The sequence below is a fragment of the Methylomonas sp. HW2-6 genome, from assembly GCF_052474525.1.
This window is the reverse complement of the sequence record NZ_CP184124.1, coordinates 1571603-1597234: the sequence shown is the minus strand read 5'-3', so window position 1 is coordinate 1597234 and position 25632 is coordinate 1571603. Positions and strand designations below refer to the sequence as shown.

At 48.2% G+C, this 25632-nt stretch carries 33 protein-coding genes; all 33 read right to left on the bottom strand.

The genetic code is table 11. The features are described from left to right. Positions 1-11: 11 nt before the first annotated feature. The 33 genes from rpmJ to rplK all read right to left on the bottom strand — a co-directional run bounded on the left by rpmJ (position 12) and on the right by rplK (position 25546). Positions 12-125 carry a 50S ribosomal protein L36 gene (gene rpmJ, locus ACH518_RS08460; RefSeq protein WP_081607976.1) on the bottom strand — a complete coding sequence of 38 codons (114 nt, stop codon included), beginning with the start codon at positions 123-125 and terminating at the stop codon, positions 12-14. A 15-nt stretch (positions 126-140) separates the two neighbouring features. Next, entirely contained in the window at positions 141-1466 is a 1326-nt protein-coding gene (gene secY / locus ACH518_RS08455; protein WP_278209454.1) for a preprotein translocase subunit SecY, read from the bottom strand. Further along, positions 1467-1901 (bottom strand): 50S ribosomal protein L15, encoded by a 435-nt coding sequence (gene rplO, locus ACH518_RS08450; RefSeq protein WP_445372555.1) that lies wholly within the window; start codon positions 1899-1901, stop codon positions 1467-1469. Further along, the gene (rpmD, locus tag ACH518_RS08445) at positions 1902-2087 is read right to left on the bottom strand and encodes a 50S ribosomal protein L30 (RefSeq protein ID WP_140913520.1); all 186 of its coding nucleotides are present in this window, start codon (positions 2085-2087) and stop codon (positions 1902-1904) included. It lies immediately after the preceding gene. A gap of 6 nt (positions 2088-2093) precedes the next feature. Beyond that, positions 2094-2600, bottom strand: coding sequence for a 30S ribosomal protein S5 (gene rpsE / locus ACH518_RS08440; protein WP_140913519.1), 507 nt, complete (start codon positions 2598-2600; stop codon positions 2094-2096). Positions 2601-2609: 9 nt separating this feature from the next. Further along, positions 2610-2963: a 50S ribosomal protein L18 gene (gene rplR / locus ACH518_RS08435; RefSeq protein WP_140913518.1), complete on the bottom strand. Its 354-nt coding sequence runs from the start codon at positions 2961-2963 to the stop codon at positions 2610-2612. Positions 2964-2971: 8 nt separating this feature from the next. Continuing rightward, on the bottom strand, positions 2972-3505 hold the full coding sequence (rplF, locus tag ACH518_RS08430) for a 50S ribosomal protein L6 (protein ID WP_140913517.1): 534 nt from the start codon (positions 3503-3505) through the stop codon (positions 2972-2974). Between the two features lie 19 nt (positions 3506-3524). Next, the gene (gene rpsH, locus ACH518_RS08425) at positions 3525-3920 is read right to left on the bottom strand and encodes a 30S ribosomal protein S8 (RefSeq protein WP_140913516.1); all 396 of its coding nucleotides are present in this window, start codon (positions 3918-3920) and stop codon (positions 3525-3527) included. Between the two features lie 35 nt (positions 3921-3955). Next, a complete protein-coding gene (gene rpsN / locus ACH518_RS08420) occupies positions 3956-4261 on the bottom strand; it encodes a 30S ribosomal protein S14 (protein ID WP_140913515.1) in 306 nt (101 codons plus the stop codon). Positions 4262-4271: 10 nt separating this feature from the next. Next, positions 4272-4811, bottom strand: a complete 540-nt coding sequence (gene rplE, locus ACH518_RS08415) for a 50S ribosomal protein L5 (RefSeq protein WP_445372554.1) — start codon at positions 4809-4811, stop codon at positions 4272-4274. An 11-nt stretch (positions 4812-4822) separates the two neighbouring features. After that, positions 4823-5140, bottom strand: coding sequence for a 50S ribosomal protein L24 (gene rplX, locus ACH518_RS08410; RefSeq protein ID WP_445372553.1), 318 nt, complete (start codon positions 5138-5140; stop codon positions 4823-4825). A 15-nt stretch (positions 5141-5155) separates the two neighbouring features. Further along, on the bottom strand, positions 5156-5524 hold the full coding sequence (rplN, locus tag ACH518_RS08405) for a 50S ribosomal protein L14 (protein ID WP_054759259.1): 369 nt from the start codon (positions 5522-5524) through the stop codon (positions 5156-5158). Between the two features lie 27 nt (positions 5525-5551). After that, positions 5552-5815 carry a 30S ribosomal protein S17 gene (gene rpsQ / locus ACH518_RS08400; RefSeq protein ID WP_278209458.1) on the bottom strand — a complete coding sequence of 88 codons (264 nt, stop codon included), beginning with the start codon at positions 5813-5815 and terminating at the stop codon, positions 5552-5554. Between the two features lie 2 nt (positions 5816-5817). Beyond that, entirely contained in the window at positions 5818-6009 is a 192-nt protein-coding gene (gene rpmC, locus ACH518_RS08395) for a 50S ribosomal protein L29 (protein ID WP_140913511.1), read from the bottom strand. Beyond that, positions 6009-6422, bottom strand: a complete 414-nt coding sequence (rplP, locus tag ACH518_RS08390) for a 50S ribosomal protein L16 (RefSeq protein ID WP_026602118.1) — start codon at positions 6420-6422, stop codon at positions 6009-6011. The genes rpmC and rplP overlap by 1 nt, the downstream gene beginning before the upstream one ends. 20 nt (positions 6423-6442) lie before the next feature. Beyond that, a complete protein-coding gene (gene rpsC, locus ACH518_RS08385) occupies positions 6443-7114 on the bottom strand; it encodes a 30S ribosomal protein S3 (protein ID WP_140913510.1) in 672 nt (223 codons plus the stop codon). Between the two features lie 9 nt (positions 7115-7123). Continuing rightward, entirely contained in the window at positions 7124-7456 is a 333-nt protein-coding gene (gene rplV, locus ACH518_RS08380) for a 50S ribosomal protein L22 (RefSeq protein ID WP_140913509.1), read from the bottom strand. A gap of 9 nt (positions 7457-7465) precedes the next feature. Beyond that, the gene (gene rpsS, locus ACH518_RS08375; protein ID WP_064042135.1) at positions 7466-7738 is read right to left on the bottom strand and encodes a 30S ribosomal protein S19; all 273 of its coding nucleotides are present in this window, start codon (positions 7736-7738) and stop codon (positions 7466-7468) included. Between the two features lie 12 nt (positions 7739-7750). Beyond that, positions 7751-8578 carry a 50S ribosomal protein L2 gene (gene rplB, locus ACH518_RS08370; protein ID WP_445372552.1) on the bottom strand — a complete coding sequence of 276 codons (828 nt, stop codon included), beginning with the start codon at positions 8576-8578 and terminating at the stop codon, positions 7751-7753. A gap of 32 nt (positions 8579-8610) precedes the next feature. Beyond that, the gene (rplW, locus tag ACH518_RS08365; protein ID WP_278209460.1) at positions 8611-8910 is read right to left on the bottom strand and encodes a 50S ribosomal protein L23; all 300 of its coding nucleotides are present in this window, start codon (positions 8908-8910) and stop codon (positions 8611-8613) included. Further along, a complete protein-coding gene (gene rplD / locus ACH518_RS08360; RefSeq protein WP_445372551.1) occupies positions 8907-9527 on the bottom strand; it encodes a 50S ribosomal protein L4 in 621 nt (206 codons plus the stop codon). The genes rplW and rplD overlap by 4 nt, the downstream gene beginning before the upstream one ends. Before the next feature lie 3 nt (positions 9528-9530). Then, complete coding sequence (gene rplC / locus ACH518_RS08355; RefSeq protein WP_140913505.1) at positions 9531-10181, bottom strand: 50S ribosomal protein L3; 651 nt, start codon at positions 10179-10181, stop codon at positions 9531-9533. Positions 10182-10211: 30 nt separating this feature from the next. Next, positions 10212-10523 (bottom strand): 30S ribosomal protein S10, encoded by a 312-nt coding sequence (gene rpsJ, locus ACH518_RS08350; RefSeq protein WP_020484801.1) that lies wholly within the window; start codon positions 10521-10523, stop codon positions 10212-10214. 6 nt (positions 10524-10529) lie between these two features. Beyond that, positions 10530-11720, bottom strand: a complete 1191-nt coding sequence (tuf, locus tag ACH518_RS08345) for an elongation factor Tu (RefSeq protein ID WP_140913950.1) — start codon at positions 11718-11720, stop codon at positions 10530-10532. 25 nt (positions 11721-11745) lie between these two features. Next, the gene (gene fusA, locus ACH518_RS08340; protein ID WP_445372550.1) at positions 11746-13839 is read right to left on the bottom strand and encodes an elongation factor G; all 2094 of its coding nucleotides are present in this window, start codon (positions 13837-13839) and stop codon (positions 11746-11748) included. 18 nt (positions 13840-13857) lie between these two features. Further along, entirely contained in the window at positions 13858-14328 is a 471-nt protein-coding gene (gene rpsG / locus ACH518_RS08335) for a 30S ribosomal protein S7 (RefSeq protein WP_140914198.1), read from the bottom strand. 13 nt (positions 14329-14341) lie between these two features. Next, complete coding sequence (rpsL, locus tag ACH518_RS08330; RefSeq protein ID WP_013820393.1) at positions 14342-14716, bottom strand: 30S ribosomal protein S12; 375 nt, start codon at positions 14714-14716, stop codon at positions 14342-14344. A gap of 134 nt (positions 14717-14850) precedes the next feature. After that, entirely contained in the window at positions 14851-19050 is a 4200-nt protein-coding gene (rpoC, locus tag ACH518_RS08325; RefSeq protein ID WP_445372984.1) for a DNA-directed RNA polymerase subunit beta', read from the bottom strand. Positions 19051-19121: 71 nt separating this feature from the next. Then, on the bottom strand, positions 19122-23198 hold the full coding sequence (rpoB, locus tag ACH518_RS08320; RefSeq protein WP_278209463.1) for a DNA-directed RNA polymerase subunit beta: 4077 nt from the start codon (positions 23196-23198) through the stop codon (positions 19122-19124). 126 nt (positions 23199-23324) lie between these two features. After that, positions 23325-23696, bottom strand: a complete 372-nt coding sequence (gene rplL, locus ACH518_RS08315) for a 50S ribosomal protein L7/L12 (protein ID WP_064022735.1) — start codon at positions 23694-23696, stop codon at positions 23325-23327. 48 nt (positions 23697-23744) lie between these two features. Then, positions 23745-24239 carry a 50S ribosomal protein L10 gene (gene rplJ / locus ACH518_RS08310; protein WP_140914205.1) on the bottom strand — a complete coding sequence of 165 codons (495 nt, stop codon included), beginning with the start codon at positions 24237-24239 and terminating at the stop codon, positions 23745-23747. Positions 24240-24419: 180 nt separating this feature from the next. Continuing rightward, positions 24420-25115 (bottom strand): 50S ribosomal protein L1, encoded by a 696-nt coding sequence (gene rplA, locus ACH518_RS08305; RefSeq protein WP_140914200.1) that lies wholly within the window; start codon positions 25113-25115, stop codon positions 24420-24422. Next, positions 25115-25546, bottom strand: a complete 432-nt coding sequence (gene rplK / locus ACH518_RS08300; protein ID WP_140914201.1) for a 50S ribosomal protein L11 — start codon at positions 25544-25546, stop codon at positions 25115-25117. The genes rplA and rplK overlap by 1 nt, the downstream gene beginning before the upstream one ends. Between the last annotated feature and the right edge of the window lie 86 nt (positions 25547-25632).

The following is a 25632-nucleotide window of genomic DNA, read 5'->3' as shown; positions in this document are numbered from 1 at the left end:
CGCAAAAACAACTAACCTTGTCTTTGCTTGTGACGACCATCTTTACAGATGACCCTTACTACGCCATTCCTTTTTATAACTTTGCAGCTCTTACAAATGGCTTTAATTGAAGCACGTACTTTCACGGCTAACTCCTTAAATTAAGATTTCTTCAGATTGGCTTTTTTCATCAACCCTTCATACTGTTGAGACATCAGATGGGTCTGCATTTGCGATATAAAATCCATTACAACCACAACAATGATTAACAGTGAAGTACCGCCAAAAGAAAATGGAACATTCCAATAAACAATCAGAAATTCGGGCAACAGACAAATCAATGTAATGTAGACTGCACCAATCAGGGTAAGCCTAGTCATTACCTTATCAATGTAACTAGTGGTATGCATCCCCGGCCTGATACCAGGCAAAAAGGCACCGGATTTCTTAAGGTTCTCCGCTGTTTCTTTAGAATTAAACACCAGCGCGGTGTAGAAAAAGCAAAAAAACACTATAGCCAACGCGTAGCACAAGACGTAGACAGGCTGACCGGGAGAGAGAACAGATGCCACATCTTGCAACCACGAAAAACCATCTACATTACCAAACCAGCCTGCAATAGTTGCTGGAAACAAGATAATACTTGAAGCGAAGATAGGCGGTATAACGCCAGCCATATTTAATTTTAAAGGCAGAAACGAACTCTGCCCTGCATACACCTTATTGCCCTGCTGACGCTTGGGGTAATTAATCGTGATCCGTCTTTGTCCGCGCTCAACAAATACCACAATGCCTGTGACAAAAATCGCTAACGCGAAAAGCAACACAATAAATGCACCATTCATCTCTCCAGTACGAGCAAGCTCCAACGTCCCACCTATTGCAGAGGGAAGTCCTGATACGATACCGGCAAAGATTAGTAGCGATATGCCGTTGCCAATTCCCCGCTCTGTCACCTGTTCACCAAGCCACATCAGAAAGATTGTCCCAGTTACTAACGTAATGGTAGTAACAACCACGAACCCTAAACCGGGCTGCAAAACCACAGCAAGTCCGCCTGCGGTTTGATTTTGCAACGCTACAGAAATACCCACCGACTGAAACATCGCCAGAACAACCGTCCCGTAGCGCGTATATTGAGAGATTTTTCTCCTACCAGACTCACCTTCTTTCTTTAACTGCTCCATCGCGGGAATAACGATAGTCATCAACTGCATAATGATGGAGGCAGAAATATAAGGCATGATGCCAAGCGCAAACAAGCTTAGCCTCATCAAAGCCCCGCCGGAAAACATGTTGAACATGTTTAAGATCGAACCGGACTGCTGCTCAAACATTGTAGCAAGCGCCTTTGGATCAATCCCCGGCACCGGAATGTGAGCACCAACCCGATACACAACAAAAGCGCCTAAAACAAACAGCAACCTAGACTTTAGCTCCCCAAAACGGAAAGCACCCGCGGAAACTTCATAACCTTTAGCACTCACCTATGCCTCTACTTTGCCACCAGCAGCTTCTATTGTTGACTTCGCACCTACAGTTACACCAAGGCCTTTCAAAGTTAAACCTCTTGACAACACACCCGTATTGACAACCTTAACTTTCTTTGTGAACACAGGGACAAGATTACTGCTAATCAAAACCTGAAGGTCTACAACGTCGACGTTTAGTGAACTAATTTCGCTCAACCGTACTTCTGCGGAAAACTTCTTGGTGCGAGAGGTAAAACCAACTTTAGGCAGCCTCCTTTGCAAGGGCATCTGCCCGCCTTCAAAGCCTACCTTATGAAAACCGCCAGCACGCGCTTTTTGCCCTTTGTGACCGCGACCGCAGGTCTTGCCGTCAGTAGAGCCTATTCCGCGACCAACGCGCTTAGCCTTTTTTCTTGCGCCGTATGCAGCCTGTATCGTGTTTAAAAACATTTAGACTTCCTCTACTTTAAGCATATAAGCGATTTTGTTAATCATGCCTCTGTTTTCAGGAGTATCGCTCACCTCAACAACTTGGCGAATTTTGCTTAACCCCAAGCCTTTCAGGCATTGTTGATGACTTTTCAATCTACCATTTTTACTTTTAGTCATCATTACGTTTAACTTTTTGCCGGACATGTCTTCTTATCCTGTAATTTGCTCAACAGTCAAACCGCGTTTAGCGGCAATCCTCTTCGCATCCTGCATAGCAGTGAGACCGTTGATCGTAGCTCTGACAACATTAATTGGATTACTAGTACCTATGCATTTGGCCAGTACATTGTGCACACCTACGACCTCAAAAACCGCACGCATAGCCCCTCCAGCGATAATACCAGTACCTTCCGACGCCGGCTGCATATAGACTTTAGCCGCACCAGTGTTGGACATAATGGAATATTGCAAAGTACCTTCCTTCAGCGCGACTTTTCTCATATTTTTTCGTGCTTGCTCCAGGGACTTCTGGATTGCTACCGGCACCTCCCTGGCCTTTGATACGCCGTAACCGACCCGACCGTCGCCGTCACCTACGACTGTAAGAGCAGCAAACCCAAATACCCTACCGCCTTTAACCACTTTTGCCACTCGACGAACAGAAACTAATTTCTCCTGCAAACCGTCAGTACTACCTTGAGATGGTGCTGTTGCCATAATCTTCCCCTAGAACTTCAACCCGGCTTCGCGAGCAGCATCTGCCAACGCTTTCACACGGCCATGATATTTAAAACCCGATCGATCAAACGCGACCTCCTGAACCCCAGCAGCCAGGGCTCGCTCCGCAATTAGCGTACCTACTGCTGTCGCCGCATCGATATTACTGGTATTTTTTACCTTTGTTTTAATATCCGCGAGCACAGTAGAAGCAGAAGCGAGGGTCATTGTTCCATCAACACTCAACACTTGTGCATAGATATGCTGTGAAGTGCGATGTATGGTCAATCTGTTGACGTTCAGTTTTTTGATTTTGCAACGAAGCTTTAGCGCTCGCTTTAGCCTGGAATTTTTCTTATCCATTTTGTTACCTATTTCTTCTTGGCTTCTTTTCGAGCCACATATTCATCGGCAATTCTGACACCTTTACCCTTGTAAGGCTCCGGCGGCCTGAAAGCGCGAATTTCAGAAGCCACTTGCCCCAGTTTCTGCTTGTCGCTACTTTTTACCAAAAGCTCGGTTTGGGACGGCGCCTCAACGGTGACACCTTCGGGAATCAGATATTCCACTGGATTGGAATAACCCAAAGACAAAGTCAGGAGATTATCTTTGACCTGCGCCCTATAACCGACGCCAACCAAAAGCATCTTCTTAACGAAGCCCTCCGAAACACCCTTAACCATATTGTTGATTGACGCGCGAGCAGTACCGGCATGCGCCTTCGCACCTTTCACCGCACTATCCCATTTTACGCTGATAACATTGCCGCTCAATTCAAGTTCAACTGATGGCGAAAGGCGGAATGAAAGCTCACCCAGTTTGCCTTTTATGACTGTGTGTTTACCGTCCAGTTTTATCTCTACGCCGGCCGGCAATACAATCGGCGCGTTAGCTACTCGTGACATGATATATCCTTTAAAACTCTTAGCAGACGGTACAAATGACTTCGCCACCGTGCCCAATGGCACGAGCAGCCCGATCAGTCATTACGCCGTTTGAAGTTGATACGATCGCAATACCGAGGCCGCCGAGAACTTTTGGAAGCTCGTCTTTAGATTTGTAAATCCTCAAACCCGGCCTACTAATTCTTTTCACACTCTCAATTACCGGGACACCGTTGTAATATTTGAGCTCGATTGTCATCTCTGTATGACTACCGTTTACTTCGGTTTTGTAATCGTTGATATAACCCTCTTCTTTTAAAACTTTTGCTATAGCAAGCTTTAATTTAGAGGACGGCATTTTCACGCTCTTTTTACCAGCAGACTGACCATTTCTTATTCTGGTCAACATATCTGCAATAGGATCTGTCATACTCATTATTAATTCCCCAACAACCTTTTACGTAACGATAGTTACCAGCTAGCTTTAGACAGACCAGGCACATCGCCTCGCATGGTCGCTTCTCTAAGCTTATTCCTGCTCAACCCAAACTTTCTATAGTAACCATGAGGTCTACCGGTGAGCTTACAGCGATTACGTAATCTAGATTTACTAGAGTCCCTGGGTAATTTTTGCAGCTGAATTTGCGCGCTTTCCTTCTCCTCGAACGTCGCATTTGGCGAACGTATAACTCCCTTTAACGCACTGCGCTTGCTGTCGTATTTTTTAATTAAACTAGCACGCTTTGATTCGCGAGCTATCATCGATTTTTTTGCCATCAGTGCACCCTCAGCTTTTAAATGGAAAATTGAATAACTTCAACAACGCCAGACCTTCCTCGTCGGTTTGGGCTGTCGTAGTGATGCAAATATCCATCCCTCGAAGGGTGTCGATTTTATCGTAGTCGATTTCCGGGAAAATTATTTGCTCCTTAATACCGACAGAATAGTTCCCTCTGCCATCGAAACTTTTGGAACTCATCCCTCTAAAATCACGAATACGCGGTATAGAAATGGTAATTAACCTATCCAAAAACTCGTACATTCTATCGCTACGCAAAGTCACCTTACATCCAATAGGCATGTCGTCGCGGATTTTAAACCCTGCTATAGATTTACGCGCCAAAGTAACTACGGCCTTCTGTCCAGAGATTTTCTCCATATCAGACACGGCAGATTGCAGCACTTTCTTGTCCGCTACCGCACCACCAACACCCATATTAAGAGTGATTTTGGTTAATTTAGGCACTTGCATTACGGTTTTATATCCGAATTGACTTATCAATGCCGGCACTATTTCGTCTTTGTATTTCTTTTCTAATCTCGACATAGCTTGTCTCCTCAATCCCCGATAGTTTCATTGTTAGATTTAAAAAACCTAACTTTTTTGCCATCAGCATTCAACCTAAAACCGATCCGATCAGCTTTTTTTGTTTTGGGATTGAATATCGCTATATTCGAAATATGAATGGGCATATTTTTGTCTACGATGCCGCCAGAGATACCGAGGTTAGGATTGCCTCTTTGGTGCTTCTTAACCAAATTAACGCCTTCGACCAGCACTCTATTATTTTCAAGCACTTTAGAAACGCGTCCAAGCTTGCCTTTTTCTCTTCCAACGCAGACAATAACTTCGTCACCTTGTTTGATTTTTTGCATCTTTGGGCCTCCGTCTTATAGTACTTCTGGGGCTAGAGAAATAATTTTCATAAACTTATCCCCTCTCAGCTCGCGTGTGACAGGCCCAAAGATACGTGTACCGATTGGTTGCAGTTGGTTATTTAAAATTACCGCAGCGTTACCGTCGAATCTAATCACTGAACCATCAGCTCTACGAACACCTCTTTTTGTTCTTACGACCAAGGCATTGTAAACGTCGCCTTTTTTCACGCGGGTGCGAGGCATTGCGTCTTTAACACTGACTTTGATGATGTCACCGATACCGGCATAGCGGCGATGCGATCCTCCAAGAACCTTGATACACATGACCTTTTTTGCGCCACTATTATCGGCGACGTCAAGGCTAGTTTGCATCTGAATCATTTTTAAATTCCCAACTAAAGATATTAATTATTTGTTGGAAGCCTCGACGACTTCCAGCAACTTAAACGATTTATTTTTCGAAATCGGTCGACACGAAGCGATTGTTACTATATCGCCCTCTTGGCAAATATTGTTCTCGTCATGCACCAGCAGCTTCGTAGACCGTTTGATATATTTGCCGTACACCGGATGCTTCACCAACCGCTCGACTAAAACCGACGCCGTCTTATCCATTTTATTGCTAACGACGCGTCCGGTTACTTTACGTGTACTTTCTATGTTTTCGCTCATGATCACGCCCTCGCCATTTCACTTAAGATCGTATTAATGCGAGCAATTTGGCGCCGAACGGTTTTTACTTGACTAGATTTACTTAACTGCCCGGTACCTTTCTGCATTCTTAAATTAAACTGCTCCTTGGACAACTCCAACAAAGTCCCTTTCAATTCGTCTTTACTTTTGGTTCTCAGTTCTTTTGCTTTCATTACATTATTGTCCGAGCAGAAAACGTTGTTTTTACAGGTAACTTCGCAGCTGCAAGTTCAAAAGCCTCACGGGCCAACTCTTCAGAAACCCCTTCAATCTCGAACAGCATGGTGCCTGGCTTAATTTGAGCAACCCAGTATTCTACACTACCTTTACCTTTACCCATACGAACTTCTAATGGTTTTTTTGTAATTGGCTTATCTGGAAAAATACGGATCCAAATTTTACCACCACGCTTAACATGCCTGCTGATAGCTCGCCGAGCCGCCTCAATTTGGCGGGCCGTCATTCTACCACGACTTATAGATTTCAAACCATACTCACCGAAGCTGACTGAGGACCCACGCAACGCGGTGCCGTTATTACGTCCGGTATGTTGTTTACGAAACTTAGTTCTTTTTGGTTGAAGCATTTTGTCTATTCCCGTTCAACTTATTTTTTTGAGTCTGCGTTGAGCGAAGCGGTATGAGCATCCATATCGAACACCTCACCTTTGAAGATCCAGACCTTAATACCGATGATTCCGTAAGTGGTTTTCGCCTCTGCGGTTCCGTAATCGATGTCAGCCCGCAAGGTGTGCAGCGGCACGCGCCCTTCACGGTACCATTCAGTTCTGGCGATTTCAGCACCGTTCAAACGTCCCGCCACGGTGATTTTGATACCTTCCGCACCCAATCGCATAGTGTTTGTCACCGCCCGCTTCATTGCCCGGCGATACATAATCCGTTTTTCCAACTGCTGGGCAATACTCTCTGCGACCAAGTAGGCGTCGAGCTCAGGCTTTCTAATTTCCTCGACATTCAGCTGAACGGGAACACCCATCATCGCGGAAATATTCTGACGCAAGATATCGATATCCTCGCCTTTTTTTCCAATTACGATGCCAGGCCGCGCAGTGTGCACAGTTATGTTTGCATTGTTCGCAGGTCGATTAATCTGGACACGACTAACTGAAGCGTGCGCCAATTTTTGCTTGATATATTCACGAACTTTCAAATCTTGCAGCAGAAGCACAGGGTAATTCTGGCTATTTGCATACCATCTCGAAGTCCAATCTTTTACGATCCCGAGACGAATCCCAGTGGGATGAACCTTTTGTCCCATCTTATACCTCTATTTCTCAGCTACTTTGATTGTTATATGGCAAGTTCTTTTCAGAATGTGGTTGGCGCGCCCCTTTGCTCGAGCAGAGATTCTCTTCATTGTGCGCCCTTCGTTCACGAAAACGGTAGACACTTTTAGTTCGTCTATGTCTGCGTTTTCGTTATGCTCGGCGTTCGCTATAGCTGATTCAAGAACCTTTTTGAAGATTGCAGCCGCTTTTTTGGAGCTAAAATTCAAAAGGTTTAAGGCGTTTTCAACAGGCAACCCTCTAATCTGATCTCCTACCAAACGCGCTTTCTGCGCAGACAAGGGAGCGTTACTCAATTTAGCCGATACTTCCACGTTCACTCCTTATCTGGATTTTTTGTCAGCGATATGGCCTTTATAAGTTCTCGTCGGGGAGAACTCACCTAATTTATGGCCGACCATATTTTCAGAAATCAACACTGGCACATGTTGCTTACCATTGTGCACTGCAATGGTCAGCCCCAACATATCAGGGCTGATCATCGAGCGTCTAGACCAGGTTTTAATCGGTTTCCGATTATTTGTTCTCACCGCCTCTTCAACTTTTTTAAGCAAGTGATGATCAATAAATGGACCTTTTTTAATTGAACGTGGCACGTCAGATACCTCTTATTTTTGCTTACGGCGTCTGACAATCATGTTGTCAGTACGTTTATTTTTTCGGGTTTTGTAGCCCTTAGTTGGAGTTCCCCATGGCGACACAGGATGGCGCCCGCCTGAAGTTCGGCCTTCACCGCCTCCATGCGGGTGGTCAACCGGGTTCATGGCAACGCCTCGGACTGTAGGCCTTACACCTCTCCACCTCTTGGCGCCAGCTTTACCCAGGGAAATCAAATTGTGCTCAGAATTCGAAACTTCGCCAACCACACCTTTGCAGTCGGAAGGCAATTTTCTCATCTCACCGGAACGCAATCTTACTGTCACATAAGCTCCATCCTTAGCCACCAATTGGACAGAAGTACCTGCGCTTCGTGCCAACTGAGCACCTTTGCCGGGCTTCAATTCGACACAATGCAGGGTGGTACCCAGTGGCATATTACGTAACGGCATGCAATTTCCAACTTTGACGGGGGTGGTTTCGGAACTTAGTATTTCCTGACCAACTTCTATCCCTTTGGGCGCTATTATGTATCTCCGCTCACCGTCTTTAAATAAAACCAGTGCGATGTTAGCTGTTCTGTTTGGATCGTATTCTATTCGCTCGATAATGGCCGGAACATCAGCTTTATCGCGCTTGAAATCGATAATACGATAAAACTTTTTGTGTCCCCCACCGATGTGGCGGGTTGTCACTCTACCCTGATTGTTACGTCCACCAGTATTGTTCTTTTTGTCTAGTAGTTGTGCAAATGGCTTACCCTTATGCAAATCATTATTTTGTACACGTACTACAAACCGAGAACCTGGAGATGTCGGCTTTGATTTTAGAATAGCCATGCTCTTCTACCGCTCCTATTTGCTTTAAAAAGTTATGCTGTTGCAAGTTCGATATTGTGGCCCGACTGCAATTTCACATATGCTTTTTTCCAGTCTGAGCGCTTACCCAAAGCGCGTCCGAAGCGCTTGATTTTTCCTTTGACGTTTAGTACGCGAACCGATTCGACTTTCACACCGAACATCAACTCGACTGCTTTTTTAATCTGCAGTTTGGTTGCTGTCTTTTGCACTTTAAACACAAATTGATTATTTTGGTCCGCGGCATTTGAGCTTTTTTCCGAAATGATCGGCGCGTACAAAACGTTCGCTAATTTAACTTTTTGTTCACTCATGCTAAACGCTCCTCAATTTGCTTCAAGGCTGTAGCCGTTGCTATGACTTTGTCAGCGGCAACTAGCGACACCGGGTCGATACTAGTAGGTGTTACCACCGCTACATATGGCAAATTCCTTGCCGCCAAAATCAAATTTTCGTTCAGGTCATCCGCTACAACCAGCAACCGTTTGGCTTCGATACCTTTAATTTTTGCCAAGAAGTCTTTTGTTTTTGGGGATGCCGGCACGATGTCATCACAAACTGCGATCCGTCCCTGACGCAATAATTCTGAGAATATGGATCGGATACCGACCTTGTACATTTTTTTGTTCAACTTCTGGTCGAACGAGCGCGGCTGAGCCGCGAACGTGACACCACCCGTGCGCCAGATCGGGCTGCGGGTTGTACCGGCACGCGCACGGCCAGTGCCTTTTTGGCGAAAGGGCTTCAAACCGCCACCGCTAACGGCAGAGCGGTTTTTTTGCGCCTTTGTGCCAGCGCGTGCACTTGAAAGATATTTAGTGACCAATTGATGGACCAAGGTTTCATTGAAATCCTGACCAAATACTTCATCTGACACATCGAGTGCCTGAGAGGAACCGCCACCGTTGATTGCAGGTATTTGTAATGCCATAAATTAACCTTTATTGATCATTTTCACCGCAGGGGTGATAACCACGTCGCCGCCTTTCGCCCCGGGAACGGCGCCCCTAACCAGAATCAAATTGCGCTCGACGTCTATGGCGTGAATCTTCAGATTTTGAACAGTCGTCTTAACTGCCCCCATGTGGCCGCACATTTTTTTGCCTTTAAATACTCGTCCTGGCGTTTGGTTCATACCGCTGGAACCGGGCACCCTGTGCGAACGAGAGTTACCATGGGTGGCATCCTGCGTTCTAAAATTGTGGCGCTTAACTGTACCTGCAAAGCCCTTACCGATACTCGTACCGGCAACATCGACAATTTGCCCTGCGGAAAATACGTCAACCTTGAGCTCAGCTCCAGGGACTAACTCCCCACCCTCATTCTCGCCGAGACGAAACTCCCAAAGCCCCCGACCAGCTGTGACATTGGCAGAAGCATAGTGACCCGCCATTGCTTTATTGACCTTAGAAGACTTTACATCGCCTGCAGCCACTTGTACGGCGCGGTAACCGTCGTTTTCGACGCTCTTTACCTGAATGACTCGGTTTGAGTCGATATGAAGCACGGTTACAGGTACAGAAGAACCATCTTCGCAAAAAATTCTGGTCATACCACATTTACGACCAATAAGACCTATTGACATCTGCCAATCCCTCTAATCTATAACTTTTCGTTATTTCAGCTTAATTTGAACATCAACCCCAGCCGCCAGATCAAGCTTCATCAAGGCGTCAACAGTCTTATCGGTAGGTTCGACGATGTCCAACAACCGTTTGTATGTTCTCAATTCGTATTGATCGCGCGCGTCTTTATTGACGTGTGGCGAAATCAGTACAGTAAAGCGCTCTTTTCTAGTAGGCAAAGGAATCGGGCCTTTCACTTGGGCGCCGGTCCGCTTTGCTGTTTCTACTATCTCTCCCGCCGACTGATCGATCAATTTATGATCAAAGGCTTTCAATTGGATTCTGATAGTTTGATTTGCCATCTTCAATTACTCAACAATGGAAGCCACAACACCCGCACCGACGGTACGGCCACCTTCACGAATTGCGAAGCGCAAGCCGTCTTCCATCGCGATCGGTGAGATCAATTTTACTGTGACCGAGATGTTGTCACCTGGCATTACCATTTCAACACCTTCAGGCAGCTCAACCGCACCAGTCACGTCGGTGGTTCTGAAGTAGAACTGTGGACGGTAACCGTTAAAGAATGGCGTGTGACGACCACCTTCTTCTTTCGACAATACGTAGATTTCGGCTTTGAAATGCGAGTGTGGCTTGATGCTGTTTACGTGAGCCAATACTTGACCACGCTCTACGTCGTCGCGCTTGGTGCCACGCAGCAGGATACCCACGTTGTCGCCAGCCTGACCTTGATCCAGCAATTTGCGGAACATTTCAACACCGGTACAGGTGGTTTTCACGGTATCTTTGATACCAACGATTTCAACCTCTTCGCCGACTTTGATAATACCGCGTTCAACACGGCCGGTTACTACCGTACCACGACCGGAAATCGAAAATACGTCTTCGATTGGCATCAGGAATTTGCCATCGATTGCGCGTTGCGGCTCAGGAATATAGCTATCCAGAGCTTCAACCAGTTTAACAACCGACTGAACACCGATTTCGCTTTGCTCGCCTTCCAACGCTTTCAGCGCAGAACCAACGATGATTGGGGTATCGTCGCCCGGAAATTCGTACTGGTTCAACAGTTCGCGAATTTCCATTTCAACCAGCTCAATCAGCTCGGCATCATCGACCATGTCCGCTTTGTTCAAGAACACGACGATGTATGGAACGCCGACCTGACGAGACAGCAGGATGTGCTCGCGCGTTTGCGGCATCGGACCATCAGCCGCGGAGCAAACCAGAATCGCACCGTCCATTTGCGCCGCACCGGTAATCATGTTTTTGACGTAGTCAGCATGGCCCGGGCAGTCAACGTGCGCATAGTGGCGGTTGGCTGACTCGTATTCTACGTGTGAGGTCGAAATGGTGATACCGCGCGCGCGCTCTTCGGGAGCATTGTCGATTTGATCAAACGCTTTTGCTTCGCCACCTTGCAGTTCGGCCATAACCTTGGTCAGCGCAGCAGTCAAGGTTGTTTTGCCGTGGTCAACGTGGCCAATCGTTCCTACGTTTACGTGCGGTTTCTTTCTTTCAAATTTTTCTTTAGCCATGATTCAATACCTGATATTTAAAAACTTAAGATACTTTTCTAATAATCGCTTCCGCAATATTTGCAGGTGCTTCGTTATATTTTTCAAACTGCATACTATAAGTGGCACGTCCTTGCGTGGCCGACCTAAGATCGGTAGCGTAACCGAACATTTCCGCTAGAGGCACTTCGCACTGGACCACTTTACCAGCTGGAACATCATCCACGCCGTGAATCAGCCCTCTGCGCCTGTTAATGTCGCCGACGACATCTCCCATATTTTCCTCGGGAGTCACTACCTCTACTTTCATGATAGGCTCCAGCAACACTGGGTTTGCAGCTTTTGCTCCATCCCTAAAGCCGATAGATCCTGCTATTTTGAAAGCCATTTCATTCGAATCGACATCATGATATGAACCATCGAATAAACTAACCTTTACATCAACCACTGGAAAACCAGCCAACACTCCGTTTTCCATTTGCTCCTGAATACCTTTGTCAATGGCCGGGACATACTCTTTAGGAACTATGCCACCCACTATCTCATTGACGAACTGGTAACCTGAGCCTAGCTCACCAGGCTCAATGCGCAACCAAACGTGGCCGTACTGCCCTTTGCCCCCGGTTTGCCTAACAAATTTACCTTCTGCTTCAACGACTTTCGTCACTGTTTCACGATAAGCGACCTGGGGAGCCCCTACGTTGGCGGCAACACTAAATTCCCTTTTCATCCGATCAACGATAATCTCAAGATGTAGCTCGCCCATGCCAGCAATAATTGTTTGCCCGGACTCAGGATCGGTACTTACGCGAAAGGAAGGATCCTCTTGGGCCAGCTTTGCCAGCGCAACCGCCAATTTGTCTTGATCTGCTTTGGTTTTTGGCTCTACTGCAACGGAAATAACCGGCTCCGGAAACTCCATTTTTTCCAACAACACAGGCGCCGCCAAATCACAAAAGGTGTCACCTGTCGTAACCTCCTTCAAACCAACCAAGGCCGCAATATCACCCGCCCTAACTTGGTTTATCTCTACCCTGCTATTGGCGTGCATCTGCACGATACGGCCGACGCGCTCTCTTTTATTCTTCGTCGAATTGAGCACCGTATCGCCTGATTTAAGCACCCCCGAATAAACCCGAATAAAGGTTAACGTTCCTACGAATGGATCGGATGCGATTTTAAAAGCCAAGGCGGAAAACGAATCGTTATCTGCTGCCGACCTATAAACACTTTCGCCCGCATCGTTCAATCCACAAACCGAACCGATATCGACTGGTGACGGCAAAAAGTCTATTACCGCATCCAGCAGGCACTGCACACCTTTATTTTTAAAGGCTGAACCGCAATAGGCAGGCACCAGCTTATTTGCTAGAACCTGGGCCCGTATTCCTGATATTACCTCTGCATCCGTAAGCTCTCCTTGCTCCAGATACTTATCCATTAATGAGTCACTTCCTTCGGCCGCCGACTCAAACATGTATTCGCGCCACTTAAGGCTATTGGCAACCAATTCTTCCGGAATTTCCGATTCGGTAAATGCCAAACCCATATCGGCTTCAGACCAGTAAATGGCCTTCATCTTCAGAAGATCAATCACACCTTTAAAAGCGTCTTCAGAGCCTATCGGTAACTGCATTGGAACAACCGAAGCCCCCAAGCGACTTTTTATTTGCTCGACCACCCGAAGAAAATCTGCCCCGACTCGATCCATCTTGTTGACGAATACAACACGGGGCACTTTGTATTTGTTAGCCTGCCGCCAAACTGTCTCGGATTGCGGCTCTACACCTCCGACTGCGCAGAACACCGCGCAGGCACCATCAAGCACTCTAAGCGAACGCTCAACCTCAATGGTAAAATCGACATGACCCGGAGTATCGATAATATTGATACGATACTGGTCTCGCCCACCACCCATCCCAGCCCAAAAACAGGTAGTAGCCGCGGATGTAATAGTTATGCCACGCTCTTGCTCTTGCTCCATCCAATCCATGGTAGCAGCGCCATCATGAACCTCGCCAATTTTGTGCGAGACCCCAGTGTAGTAGAGTATCCGTTCAGTAGTCGTTGTTTTTCCAGCGTCTATATGCGCCATTATGCCTATATTACGATAACGCTCTATAGGCGTCTTTCGAGACACAACGAAACCTAGACCTGATTACCAACGATAATGCGCAAACGCCTTATTAGCCTCAGCCATTCTGTGGGTATCTTCCCGCTTCTTAGCTGCCGCACCGCGACCTTCAGAGGCATCCAGTAACTCACCGGCCAATTTGGCAGCCATTGTCCTTTCATTCCTTTTGCGGGATGCATCAATCAACCAACGCATAGAAAGAGCCAATCTTCGTGCAGGACGGACCTCTACTGGGACCTGATAAGTCGCACCACCCACCCTTCTTGACTTAACCTCGACCCGAGGCTGAACATTTTCTAGCGCCTTGGAAACCAACTCCAGAGACTCTTTGTGCCCTTTGCTCTCGATAACATCGAGCGCACCGTACACGATTTTTTCGGCAACTGATTTTTTGCCATCTACCATAATCATGTTCATAAACTTTGAAAGCATATCGCTACCAAAGCGCGGATCAGGATTTATTACTCTTTTTGCAGCAACTCTTCTTCTTGACATCTGTTACCAACCCTTATTTCTTAGGCCTTTTTGCGCCGTACTTTGAACGACCGCACTTTCTATCCTTTACGCCCGACGTATCAAGACTACCGCGAACCACGTGATAGCGCACACCCGGCAAATCTTTCACCCGACCACCTCTTATCAAGACCACAGAGTGCTCCTGCAAATTGTGCCCTTCGCCGCCGATATAGCTACTTACCTCAGCGCCATTGGTTAACCGAACCCGCGCAACTTTGCGCAACGCCGAGTTAGGTTTTTTTGGCGTCGTGGTGTACACGCGCGTACAAACACCCCTTCTTTGCGGGCACGCCTCCAATGCCGGAACATTGGTTTTTTCTATTTTTTTAGCGCGAGGCTTACGGACCAACTGATTGATCGTGGCCATTCTTAACTACTCCGAATATGCAATGTTAATAAGTAATATCTTTCCACAAATGACATTACTCCGCCCAAATCACTTGGTCGATTCGAGCAGAGCATGATACCTTTACACGGTAATCAGGTCAAGTCTTTTTAAGGCTATTCAATATTCAACGCCTGTTTCAAGGCCTCTTCCACATCAACGGCTTCCATGGCCTGACTAGAGGCGTCCGCCGAGGATGCGAACTCAGCAGACCTTCTTTTCCGTCGCTGCTCGTGGTAGGCCAGCCCGGTTCCAGCAGGAATCAAGCGCCCAACGATAACGTTCTCTTTCAGTCCGTTCAGGCTGTCACTGATGCCGCGCACTGCCGCATCGGTAAGCACTCGAGTAGTTTCTTGGAACGAAGCCGCAGAAATAAACGACTCTGTAGCAAGAGAAGCTTTAGTGATACCCAGCAATAACGAGTCGTAACTTGCAGGGATTTTTCCTTCCCTTTCAATTTGATCGTTAACCGCGTTAATCAAGGTCCGCTCTACCTGCTCGCCCTTAACAAAATCAGTATCTCCCGAGGCGGTAATTTCAACCTTTCTCAGCATTTGCCGGATGATTGCCTCAATGTGCTTGTCATTGATTTTTACACCCTGCAGGCGATAAACGTCTTGAATCTCTTTAACCAAGTAATCGGCTAGCTCTTCAATTCCACGCAGACGCAGGATGTCGTGAGGAGTCAGCTCGCCTTCGGCGATCGTTTCACCTTTGTCGACAAATTCACCCTCGAACACCGTGATATGCCGCCATTTGGGAATCAATGTCTCGTACTGCTCACCTTCGGAATCAGTAATAATGACGCGTTGCTTACCCTTGGTTTCTTTACCGAACGACACCATACCGGTTGCTTCTGCAAGAATGGCAGGATCCTTGGTTTTGCGAGCTTCGAATAAATCGGCAACACGTGGCAAACCACCGGTAATATCGCGAGTTTTACTAGATTCTTGCGGAATTCTCGCCAATACGTCACCGACCTTAACTTCACCGCCATCTTTAACGCCTACGATAGCGCCGGCTGGCAAGAAATACTGAGCCGGGATATCAGTCCCAGGCAAATTAATCTGGCCGCCTTGCTCATCTATCAACCGAACCATTGGTCGCAGCTCTTTACCGGCCGAGGTCCGTTGCTTTGGATCCGTAACCACCCGAGACGTCAGACCAGTAACCTCGTCAGACTGCTCCTGTACTGTGATTCCATCCATAAAGTCGATCAATTGGATGAAACCATCCACCTCAGTAATGACCGGATGAGTATGTGGATCCCAATTGACGATGATGTCACCAGCACTAACCGGTGTACCGTCGGCTACCGACAAAACGGCGCCGTAAGGAATCTTGTAACGCTCGCGCTCACGGCCGTAGTCATCCATCACGCCGACCTCGCCGGATCTGGATACAGCAACCAAGTTATTCTCGCGGTTTTTAACAGTCTTCAAATTATTGAGCTTCGCCGTACCACTCGATTTAACCTGGACGTTGCTGACCGCAGCCGAACGCGATGCCGCACCGCCAATATGGAAGGTACGCATAGTCAATTGCGTGCCCGGCTCACCAATCGACTGCGCAGCTACAACACCGATAGCTTCGCCAATATTGACCAAATGACCTCGACCCAAATCCCGGCCGTAGCATTTAGCACAGACACCATGCCGCGACTCACAAGTGATTACCGAGCGAACCAGCATTTTATCGATACCGTTCTCTTCCAGCACAGTGACCAAATTTTCATCGATCATTGTACCCGCCGGTATTAAAACTTTATTCCCGGCAGGCTCGGTAACATCAATTGCAGCCACACGCCCCAAAACTCGATCAACCAAAGGCTCTACTACATCGCCGCCTTCGATAATCGGCATCATGGTCAAACCATTTTGAGTACCGCAATCGAACTCGGCAATGACCAGGTCCTGGGCGACGTCGACCAAGCGCCGGGTCAAATACCCAGAGTTCGCCGTTTTAAGCGCCGTGTCAGCCAGACCTTTGCGAGCGCCGTGGGTCGAAATAAAGTATTGCAATACATCCAGACCTTCGCGGAAGTTAGCCGTAATAGGCGTTTCAATAATCGAACCGTCCGGCTTCGCCATCAAACCGCGCATCCCGGCTAACTGCCGGATTTGAGCCGCGGAACCCCGCGCTCCCGACTCGGCCATCATAAAGATGGAGTTGAACGATTTTTGCTTGACGGTTTCACCCGCTTTATTGACGACCTCATCCTCCCCCAAGCCTTCCATCATGACTTTCGCCACTTGGTCATTGGCTCTGGACCAAATATCGACAACTTTGTTATAGCGTTCGCCGTCGGTAACCAAACCGGATGCGTACTGATTCTGAATTTCGCTCACCTCGGCGTCCGCAGCCCGAATAATGTCGGCCTTTTTCAGCGGAATTTCCATGTCTTCGATACCAAATGACACACCGGCGCGAGTCGCGTACTTAAAGCCAAGATACATGATCTTATCGGCCAGAATAACGGTCTCTTTGATCCCCAGGTAACGGTAGCTATAGTTGATCAGCCGCGATATATTCTTTTTAGTCATATCGACATTGACCAACTCATAAGGCATGCCGTCTGGCACGATACCCCAGATGATGGAACGCCCGACTGTAGTTTGCTTACGGCTGACAATCGTTTCGAATTCACCTTCGGTGTTTTTTAGCTTTTCGGTAATTCGCACCTGAATCTTGGTCTGCAATTCGACTGCTTTGCTATCCAAAGCCAGCATGACTTCGGACACATCGGAGAAAACGCTACCTTCACCAACCGCGTTAATTTTCTCGCGGCTAATGTAATAGAGCCCCAAAACCACGTCCTGCGACGGATTGATAACCGGCTCGCCGTTTGCGGGAGACAGAATATTATTGGTCGCCATCATCAGAGTACGGGCTTCCAACTGTGCTTCCACAGACAACGGGATATGAACCGCCATCTGGTCGCCGTCGAAGTCGGCATTGAAAGCGCTACAAACCAAAGGATGTAACTGGATGGCCTTTCCTTCGATTAAGGTCGGCTCGAATGCCTGAATGCCCAAACGGTGCAACGTCGGCGCACGGTTCAACAGCACCGGATGTTCGCGGATCACTTCTTCGAGAATGTCCCAAACTTCAGCGCCTTCGCGCTCGACCATCTTTTTGGCCGCCTTGATGGTTGTCGCCAAGCCACGCAGCTGCAACTTACTGAAAATAAACGGCTTGAATAGCTCCAGCGCCATTTTTTTTGGCAATCCGCACTGGTGCAGACGCAGCGTCGGTCCTACCACGATTACGGAACGGCCGGAGTAGTCCACCCGTTTCCCCAGCAGGTTCTGCCGGAAACGACCTTGCTTGCCCTTGATCATATCGGCCAAGGACTTTAACGGCCGACGATTGCTACCGGTGATGGCCCGGCCGCGGCGGCCGTTGTCCAATAATGCATCCACCGCTTCCTGCAGCATCCGCTTTTCGTTACGCACGATGATGTCGGGGGCGTTCAAATCCAACAACCTCGTCAAACGGTTATTGCGGTTGATAACGCGGCGGTATAAATCGTTCAAGTCCGACGTCGCAAAGCGGCCGCCGTCCAATGGCACCAAAGGCCTTAATTCGGGCGGCAACACCGGCAACACCGTCATAATCATCCATTCCGGGCGATTATTCGATGCCAGCAAGGAGTCGATCACCTTCAATCGCTTCGAAAATTTCTTGATTTTGGTGTCGGAATTGGTCGAATTAATCTCTTCGCGCAACTTGTTGATTTCGTCTTTCAAATCGATCGACTTCAACAAATCGTAGATAGCCTCGGCACCCATTTTCGCGACGAAATCGTCGCCATGCTCTTCAACCGCGTTCAAATATTCTTCGTCGGTCAATAACTGGCCTTTCTCCAGCGGAGACATGCCGGGATCGATCACCACAAACGTTTCGAAATAAAGCACGCGCTCGATCGAACGCAGAGTCATATCCAGCAGCAGCGCGATACGCGACGGCAAAGACTTCAAGAACCAAATATGCGCTACCGGGCTAGCCAAATCGATATGGCCCATACGTTCGCGCCGAACTTTGGACAAAGTCACTTCGACGCCGCATTTTTCGCAGATCACGCCACGGTGTTTCAAGCGCTTATATTTACCGCACAAGCACTCGTAATCGCTAATCGGCCCGAAAATTTTTGCGCAGAACAAACCGTCGCGTTCCGGCTTGAAGGTGCGGTAATTGATCGTCTCAGGCTTTTTGACTTCACCGTAAGACCATGAGCGAATCATGTCCGGAGAAGCCAAACCGATACGTATAGTGTCAAAATCGTCTGTACGGCCTTGACGCTTTAAGAAATTCATTAAATCTTTCAAGAGCTCACCCTCTTCAAAATGTTACCGATATCGTCCGAAATCTAGTCGCGTTAGACCGACTACTCTTGCTCCATCTCGATATTTACCGCCAAGGAACGTATCTCTTTGACCAATACGTTAAACGATTCCGGCATGCCGGCTTCCATGGAATGGTTGCCGTCGACAATGTTTTTGTACATTCGGGTTCGGCCTGTCACGTCGTCCGACTTGACCGTCAACATTTCCTGCAATGTGTAGGCTGCGCCGTAGGCTTCCAATGCCCAAACCTCCATCTCGCCGAAGCGCTGGCCACCGAACTGGGCTTTACCGCCCAACGGTTGCTGGGTCACCAGACTGTATGGACCGGTCGAACGGGCATGCATTTTGTCGTCCACCAAGTGGTTCAGTTTAAGCATGTACATATAGCCTACCGTCACTTCGCGCTCGAACGGTTCCCCAGTAAGGCCGTCGTACAGCACCGTTTGGCCATGCTCCGGTAAATCGGCAAGCCGCAACATGGTACGAATGTCTTCTTCGGAAGCACCGTCGAATACCGGTGTTGCCATCGGTACACCGCTGACCAAATTCAGCGCCAATTCCAAAATGTCTTTATCACTGAACAGGCTCAAATCTTCTTTTTTGCCGCTGCAGTTATAAATCTTTTCCAGGAAACCGCGAATTTCAGCGACCTTGGCTTGCGCCTCCAACATTTTGCCGATCTTGATACCCAAACCTTTCGCCGCCCAGCCCAAGTGGGTTTCCAACACCTGCCCTACATTCATCCGCGACGGTACGCCGAGAGGATTGAGCAAAATGTCGACCGGGTTGCCATCGGCCGTGTAGGGCATGTCTTCGATCGGCACGATTTGCGAGATAACCCCTTTGTTACCGTGCCGGCCGGCCATTTTATCGCCAGGCTGGATGCGTTTTTTCACGGCCAAATAAACCTTGACCATTTTCAGCACCCCTGGAGCGAGATCGTCACCCATTGTGATTTTTTTCTTCTTCTGTTCGAAGCGCTCGTCGAATTCCTTACGCTGCTGTTCGACCTGCTCGGCAACGGTTTCCAATTGCAGGTTCGCATCTTCATCCAGCGTTCTGATTTTCAGCAGTTCGGAATGAGTCAATTGATCCAAATAATCGGCACTGATTTCCTCGCCTTTTTTCAAACCGTTCGGCCCCTTTTCGGCTTTTTTACCGGTCAGCAGCGTCTTAACCCGGGCGAAAATGTCGTGCTCTACGATTTTCAACTGGTCATCCAAATCTTTACGGTAACGCTTGATTTCCGCTTCTTCGATTTCCAGCGCTCGTTTGTCTTTCTTAACGCCATCGCGAGTGAAGACCTGTACGTCGATCACCGTACCGCGAACGTTGCCTGGCACCCGCAAAGAAGTATCTTTCACATCGGCAGCCTTCTCGCCGAAAATCGCCCGTAACAGCTTTTCTTCCGGCGTCAGTTGAGTTTCGCCTTTTGGAGTTACCTTACCGACCAGAATGTCGCCGCCTTTCACTTCGGCCCCGACATAAACAATCCCCGACTCGTCCAACTTGGAAAGCGCTTCCTCGCTGACGTTTGGAATATCGGCTGTGATTTCTTCCGGACTATGTTTGGTTTCCCGCGCCACGCAGGTTTTTTCTTCGATGTGAATCGTCGTGAAACGGTCTTCCTTCACGACCCGCTCCGATACCAGAATCGAGTCCTCGAAGTTGTAACCGTTCCATGGCATGAAAGCGATCAACATGTTTTGGCCCAATGCCAGCTCACCCAAATCGGTGGATGGGCCGTCGGCCAGGATGTCGCCCTTGTTAACGATGTCGCCCAGTTTGACCAATGGTTTTTGATTGATACAGGTGTTTTGGTTGGAGCGGGTATATTTGATCAAATTATAGATATCGACACCCGGTACGCCGGCGACCGTCTCGTCGTCGTTCGCACGAACCACGATCCGGCCGGCATCGACAGCTTCGACCCTACCGCCACGGGTAGCAACCACCGTCACCCCAGAGTCTTTTGCTACAACCCGCTCCATACCGGTACCGACCAAAGGCTTCTCCGCACGCAAAGTCGGAACCGCTTGGCGTTGCATGTTAGAACCCATCAAGGCGCGGTTAGCGTCGTCATGCTCCAAGAACGGAATGATCGATGCCGCTACAGAGACGATCTGCTTGGAGGACACATCCATATATTGCACGGTTTCTGAAGAGGCCAAGGTAAATTCGTCCTTATAACGGCACGACACCAGGCCTTCTACCAATTTACCGTTCTCGTCGACAGCCACGCTGGACTGAGCGATGACATATTCGCCTTCTTCAATAGCGGAAATGTAATCGACTTGATCGGTCACTTTGCCGTCCACCACCTTCCGGTAAGGCGTCTCCAGGAAACCGTACTCGTTGGTTCTGGCATAAACAGACAACGAGTTAATCAAACCAATATTTGGGCCCTCGGGCGTCTCGATTGGACAAACCCGTCCGTAGTGCGTGGTATGAACGTCGCGAACCTCGAAGCCCGCGCGCTCTCTGGCCAAACCGCCGGGCCCCAAGGCAGACACCCGGCGTTTGTGCGTCACCTGTGACAAGGGATTGTTTTGGTCCATGAACTGCGACAACTGGCTGGAGCCGAAAAATTCCTTCACTGCCGCCGACACCGGTTTGGCGTTGATAATTTCCTGCGGCATGTAGCCTTCAGAATCGGCCAGGGTCAAACGCTCTCTGACTGCGCGCTCGACCCGCACCAAACCGATGCGGAATTGGTTTTCGATCATTTCGCCGACAGAGCGGACGCGACGATTTCCCAAATGGTCGATATCGTCCACGGTGCCATTGCCGTTCCGGATTTTAATCAGCTCCTTCAGGACATCGATAATATCTTCTTTGCTAAGGGTGCCGGGACCGTCAGTCTCTTCCCGACCTAAACGGCGATTAAATTTCATTCGTCCGACTGCAGACAGATCGTAACGCTCGTCGGTAAAAAACAGGTTTTCAAATAAATTTTCGGCCGACTCCACGGTAGGCGGCTCGCCCGGGCGCATCATCCGATATATCTCAACCAACGCTTCCAACCGATTGGTTGTGGTGTCCAAACGCATTGAATTGGAAATGTAAGGCCCACGATCCAGATCGTTTACGTACAGAGTGTTAATCTCGGGTACGCCGGCGTCGATCAGTTTTTGCAGCAGGTTATCGGTAATTTCATCGTTGACGCTGGCCAGCAATTCGCCGGTTGACTTGTCGATAACGTTGTGTCCCAGAATTTTGCCGTACAAATAGTCGCGAGGCACTTCGATTTCGGTCACGCCAGCTTTTTCCAACTGCCGAACATGCTTCGCGGTAATTCTCCGGCCCTCTTCGATCAACACCTTGCCGTCGTACTTGATATCGAACACAGCCATTTCGCCGCGCAAGCGATCAGGAATCAGATGGAACATCAATTTATCGGCGCTTAAAGAGAACTTATTGGTATCGAAGAAAATCTTGATCATCTCTTCGTTTTCGTATCCCAACGCTCTCAATAAAATAGTGGCTGGGATTTTACGTCTCCGATCGATACGCACGTATACGGCGTCCTTGTGATCGAACTCGAAATCCAACCAAGAGCCGCGATACGGAATTACCCGCGCGTTAAATAGCAGCTTTCCAGATGAATGAGTTTTGCCTTTGTCGTGGTCGAAGAATACACCGGGCGACCGATGCAATTGGGAAACGATAACTCGCTCGGTGCCGTTAATCACGAAAGTGCCGTTGTCAGTCATCAAGGGCAGTTCACCCATGTAGACTTCCTGTTCGCGAATATCCTTGACAACTTTCGTATTGGCGGGCGCATCCTTATCGTAAATGACCAGACGCACCAACACTCTGAGCGGCGCCGAAAACGTCGCACCGCGTTGCTGACATTCTCTTACGTCAAAAGCAGGCTCTCCCAAGCGATACTTAACATATTCCAATACGGCGTAACCGGAGTGGCTGACCACCGGAAATACGCTGGAGAACGCAGCATGCAATCCTTGGCTTCGCCGTTTATCGGGCTCCACACCGGACTGCAGGAAATTCGCATAGGAATCTATTTGTGTCGCTAACAGATATGGGACGTCAAGTACCTCTGTACCTTTCCCAAAATTATTACGGATACGCTTTTTTTCGGTAAAAGAATAGGCCATATTGCTTCTATACCTTCGTCGTCAGAGATTATTTGTACTGCTTTTTACAAGCAGTAAAAGGCCGACGGCAAGATGCCGTCAGCCCGGTTTGGTAGGCTTACGCCAGATATGCAGCAATCAAGATGCTTATTTAATTTCGGCGGTTGCGCCAGCTTCTTCAAGTTCCTTCTTAGCTGCTTCAGCTTCAGCTTTGCTGACGCCTTCTTTCAATGTGGTTGGAGCGCCTTCTACGGCGTCTTTAGCTTCTTTCAGACCCAGACCGGTCAGACCACGAACTGCTTTAATTACAGCGACTTTGTTATCACCGAAACCTGTAAGAATTACATCGAACTCGGTTTGTTCTTCAACTACAGCCGCAGCTGCAGCGGGTGCCGCAACTGCGACCGCAGCGGCTGCAGAAACGCCAAATTTTTCTTCCATCGCGGAAATCAGGTCGACGATTTCCATCACAGTCATATTCGCAACTGCTTCTAAGATGTCTTCTTTTGAAATTGCCATTTTATTAGTCCTCTAATATTTAAAAGTTGTATATCGTAGGTTGCGAATTTATGCCGCTTCTTTTTCGTCTCTGACAGCCGCCAATGTACGAGCCAATTTCTCGACAGGGGCTTTCATTACAGACATCAGCATACTGATACCTTGATCGCGTGTCGGCAATCTCGCCAACCGCTCCAGCTCCGATCCGCCAAACGCTTGGCCGCCGATCGCTACCACTTTGGCGACGAGCTTGTTGTTTTCTTTCGCGAAATCGTTCACCAGCCGAGCGGCAGAGCCTGGATCTTCCATCGAAAAAGCCAAGATCAGTGGCCCAACCAACCCATCTTGCATACATTCGAATTCGGTTCCGGCGACTGCGCGTTTTGCCAGCGTATTCTTTACGACTCGCAAATAAACACCCGTCTCTCTCGCGGTTTTTCTAAGCTTGGTTAGCTCAGTAACAGTCAAACCACGATATTCTGCGGCTACCGCAGAAAGGGCTTTAGCGGCGAATTCAGCAACTTCCTCTACGACAACTTTTTTGCCATCTAAATTGAGTGCCACATCTATCTCCGGTGTGTTTCTGATTTTCATCAGAATCAATAAAACGCATCTTTGCGATGCCCCTTACGGGTATCTTTCACCTTTTGGTTCCAGCTCCCGTCTGCGTAGGATAATTAAGTCTAAGCCCCTACGGTCTTTGACGGTTGCCGGTGTAGTCCGGCAACCCAAAGTTTTTGAATATTAAATCTCGATGCTAGCTTGATCGATCCACAGCCCCGGCCCCATGGTCGAAGACAGTGAGATTTTTTTCAGATAAATACCTTTTGCCGCAGTCGGCTTGGCTTTTTTCAAATCGGCAATCAAAAACTCGAGGTTTTGTTTGAGCGCATTTTCGTCAAACGAAACCTTACCGATTGAACAATGGATAATGCCAGCCTTATCGGTACGATATCGGACTTGACCAGACTTTGCGTTTTTTACCGCCGTCACGACGTCCGGGGTAACAGTGCCCACTTTCGGGTTTGGCATCAGGCCTCTTGGACCCAATATCTGACCTAACTGACCCACAACACGCATAGCGTCTGGAGAAGCAATAACGACGTCGAAATTCATTTCACCACGTTTTACTTGTTCGGCAAGATCGTCCATTCCAACTACGTCAGCGCCGGCTTCGCGTGCAGCATCAGCATTCGGCCCTTGAGTGAAAACGGCAACTCTTACTGTTTTCCCTGTACCATGAGGCAAAACAGAAGCGCCGCGCACGTTTTGGTCAGATTTGCGCGGATCGACGCCCAAGTTAACGCTGACATCGATGGATTCATCAAATTTGCTATTAGCAAATTCTTTCAGCAGAGCCACCGCTTCGCCAACAGAATATTGTTTGCTACGCACAACCTTTTCTTTAATTGCTTTAGCTTTTTTCGAAATTTTAGCCATTACACGCCCTCCACGTTCAAGCCCATGCTACGAGCGCTTCCCGCGATAATTCTGATCGCGGCTTCCATATCAGCTGCATTCAAGTCTTCCATCTTGGTTTTCGCTATTTCTTCCAATTGCGCTCTGGTGACAGTGCCAACTTTATTGGAATTTGGCTTGCTGCTTCCGCTTTTAATGCCAACTGCTTTTTTCAGCAATATGGAAGCTGGCGGGGTTTTAGTAACGAAAGTAAAACTTTTATCACTGTAAACAGTGATTACAACGGGTAAAGGCAAGCCCTTTTCCACATCCTGGGTCCTGGCATTGAACGCCTTACAGAACTCCATAATATTGACGCCACGTTGACCCAACGCTGGCCCGACTGGCGGACTCGGATTAGCCTCACCAGCCTTTACCTGTAATTTGATATAGGAATCAATTTTTTTTGCCATCTTATACTCCGAACGGGTTATAGCGCTTTACAAGCTCCCCAAGAAACAAAAATCCCGGCCACGCGAATGGCAGGGATTTTTAATGA

Coding starts and splice junctions, on each gene's coding strand:
- rpsE (WP_140913519.1), bottom strand. CDS start 2,600: ATGGCAACAGCACCATCTCAAGGTAGTACTGACGGTTTGCAGGAGAAA.
- rplL (WP_064022735.1), bottom strand. CDS start 23,696: ATGGCAATTTCAAAAGAAGACATCTTAGAAGCAGTTGCGAATATGACT.
- rplR (WP_140913518.1), bottom strand. CDS start 2,963: ATGGATAAGAAAAATTCCAGGCTAAAGCGAGCGCTAAAGCTTCGTTGC.
- tuf (WP_140913950.1), bottom strand. CDS start 11,720: ATGGCTAAAGAAAAATTTGAAAGAAAGAAACCGCACGTAAACGTAGGA.
- rplE (WP_445372554.1), bottom strand. CDS start 4,811: ATGTCGAGATTAGAAAAGAAATACAAAGACGAAATAGTGCCGGCATTG.
- rplW (WP_278209460.1), bottom strand. CDS start 8,910: ATGAGTGAACAAAAAGTTAAATTAGCGAACGTTTTGTACGCGCCGATC.
- rplO (WP_445372555.1), bottom strand. CDS start 1,901: ATGTTTTTAAACACGATACAGGCTGCATACGGCGCAAGAAAAAAGGCT.
- rplC (WP_140913505.1), bottom strand. CDS start 10,181: ATGTCAATAGGTCTTATTGGTCGTAAATGTGGTATGACCAGAATTTTT.
- rplF (WP_140913517.1), bottom strand. CDS start 3,505: ATGTCACGAGTAGCTAACGCGCCGATTGTATTGCCGGCCGGCGTAGAG.
- rpsJ (WP_020484801.1), bottom strand. CDS start 10,523: ATGGCAAATCAAACTATCAGAATCCAATTGAAAGCCTTTGATCATAAA.
- rpsH (WP_140913516.1), bottom strand. CDS start 3,920: ATGAGTATGACAGATCCTATTGCAGATATGTTGACCAGAATAAGAAAT.
- rpsG (WP_140914198.1), bottom strand. CDS start 14,328: ATGTCAAGAAGAAGAGTTGCTGCAAAAAGAGTAATAAATCCTGATCCG.
- rplK (WP_140914201.1), bottom strand. CDS start 25,546: ATGGCAAAAAAAATTGATTCCTATATCAAATTACAGGTAAAGGCTGGT.
- rplD (WP_445372551.1), bottom strand. CDS start 9,527: ATGGCATTACAAATACCTGCAATCAACGGTGGCGGTTCCTCTCAGGCA.
- rplA (WP_140914200.1), bottom strand. CDS start 25,115: ATGGCTAAAATTTCGAAAAAAGCTAAAGCAATTAAAGAAAAGGTTGTG.
- rplP (WP_026602118.1), bottom strand. CDS start 6,422: ATGCTTCAACCAAAAAGAACTAAGTTTCGTAAACAACATACCGGACGT.
- rpmD (WP_140913520.1), bottom strand. CDS start 2,087: ATGTCCGGCAAAAAGTTAAACGTAATGATGACTAAAAGTAAAAATGGT.
- rpmC (WP_140913511.1), bottom strand. CDS start 6,009: ATGAAAGCAAAAGAACTGAGAACCAAAAGTAAAGACGAATTGAAAGGG.
- rpsQ (WP_278209458.1), bottom strand. CDS start 5,815: ATGAGCGAAAACATAGAAAGTACACGTAAAGTAACCGGACGCGTCGTT.
- rpoB (WP_278209463.1), bottom strand. CDS start 23,198: ATGGCCTATTCTTTTACCGAAAAAAAGCGTATCCGTAATAATTTTGGG.
- rpsN (WP_140913515.1), bottom strand. CDS start 4,261: ATGGCAAAAAAATCGATGATAGCTCGCGAATCAAAGCGTGCTAGTTTA.
- rplN (WP_054759259.1), bottom strand. CDS start 5,524: ATGATTCAGATGCAAACTAGCCTTGACGTCGCCGATAATAGTGGCGCA.
- rpoC (WP_445372984.1), bottom strand. CDS start 19,050: ATGAATTTCTTAAAGCGTCAAGGCCGTACAGACGATTTTGACACTATA.
- rpsC (WP_140913510.1), bottom strand. CDS start 7,114: ATGGGACAAAAGGTTCATCCCACTGGGATTCGTCTCGGGATCGTAAAA.
- rplX (WP_445372553.1), bottom strand. CDS start 5,140: ATGCAAAAAATCAAACAAGGTGACGAAGTTATTGTCTGCGTTGGAAGA.
- rpsL (WP_013820393.1), bottom strand. CDS start 14,716: ATGGCCACGATCAATCAGTTGGTCCGTAAGCCTCGCGCTAAAAAAATA.
- rplB (WP_445372552.1), bottom strand. CDS start 8,578: ATGGCTATTCTAAAATCAAAGCCGACATCTCCAGGTTCTCGGTTTGTA.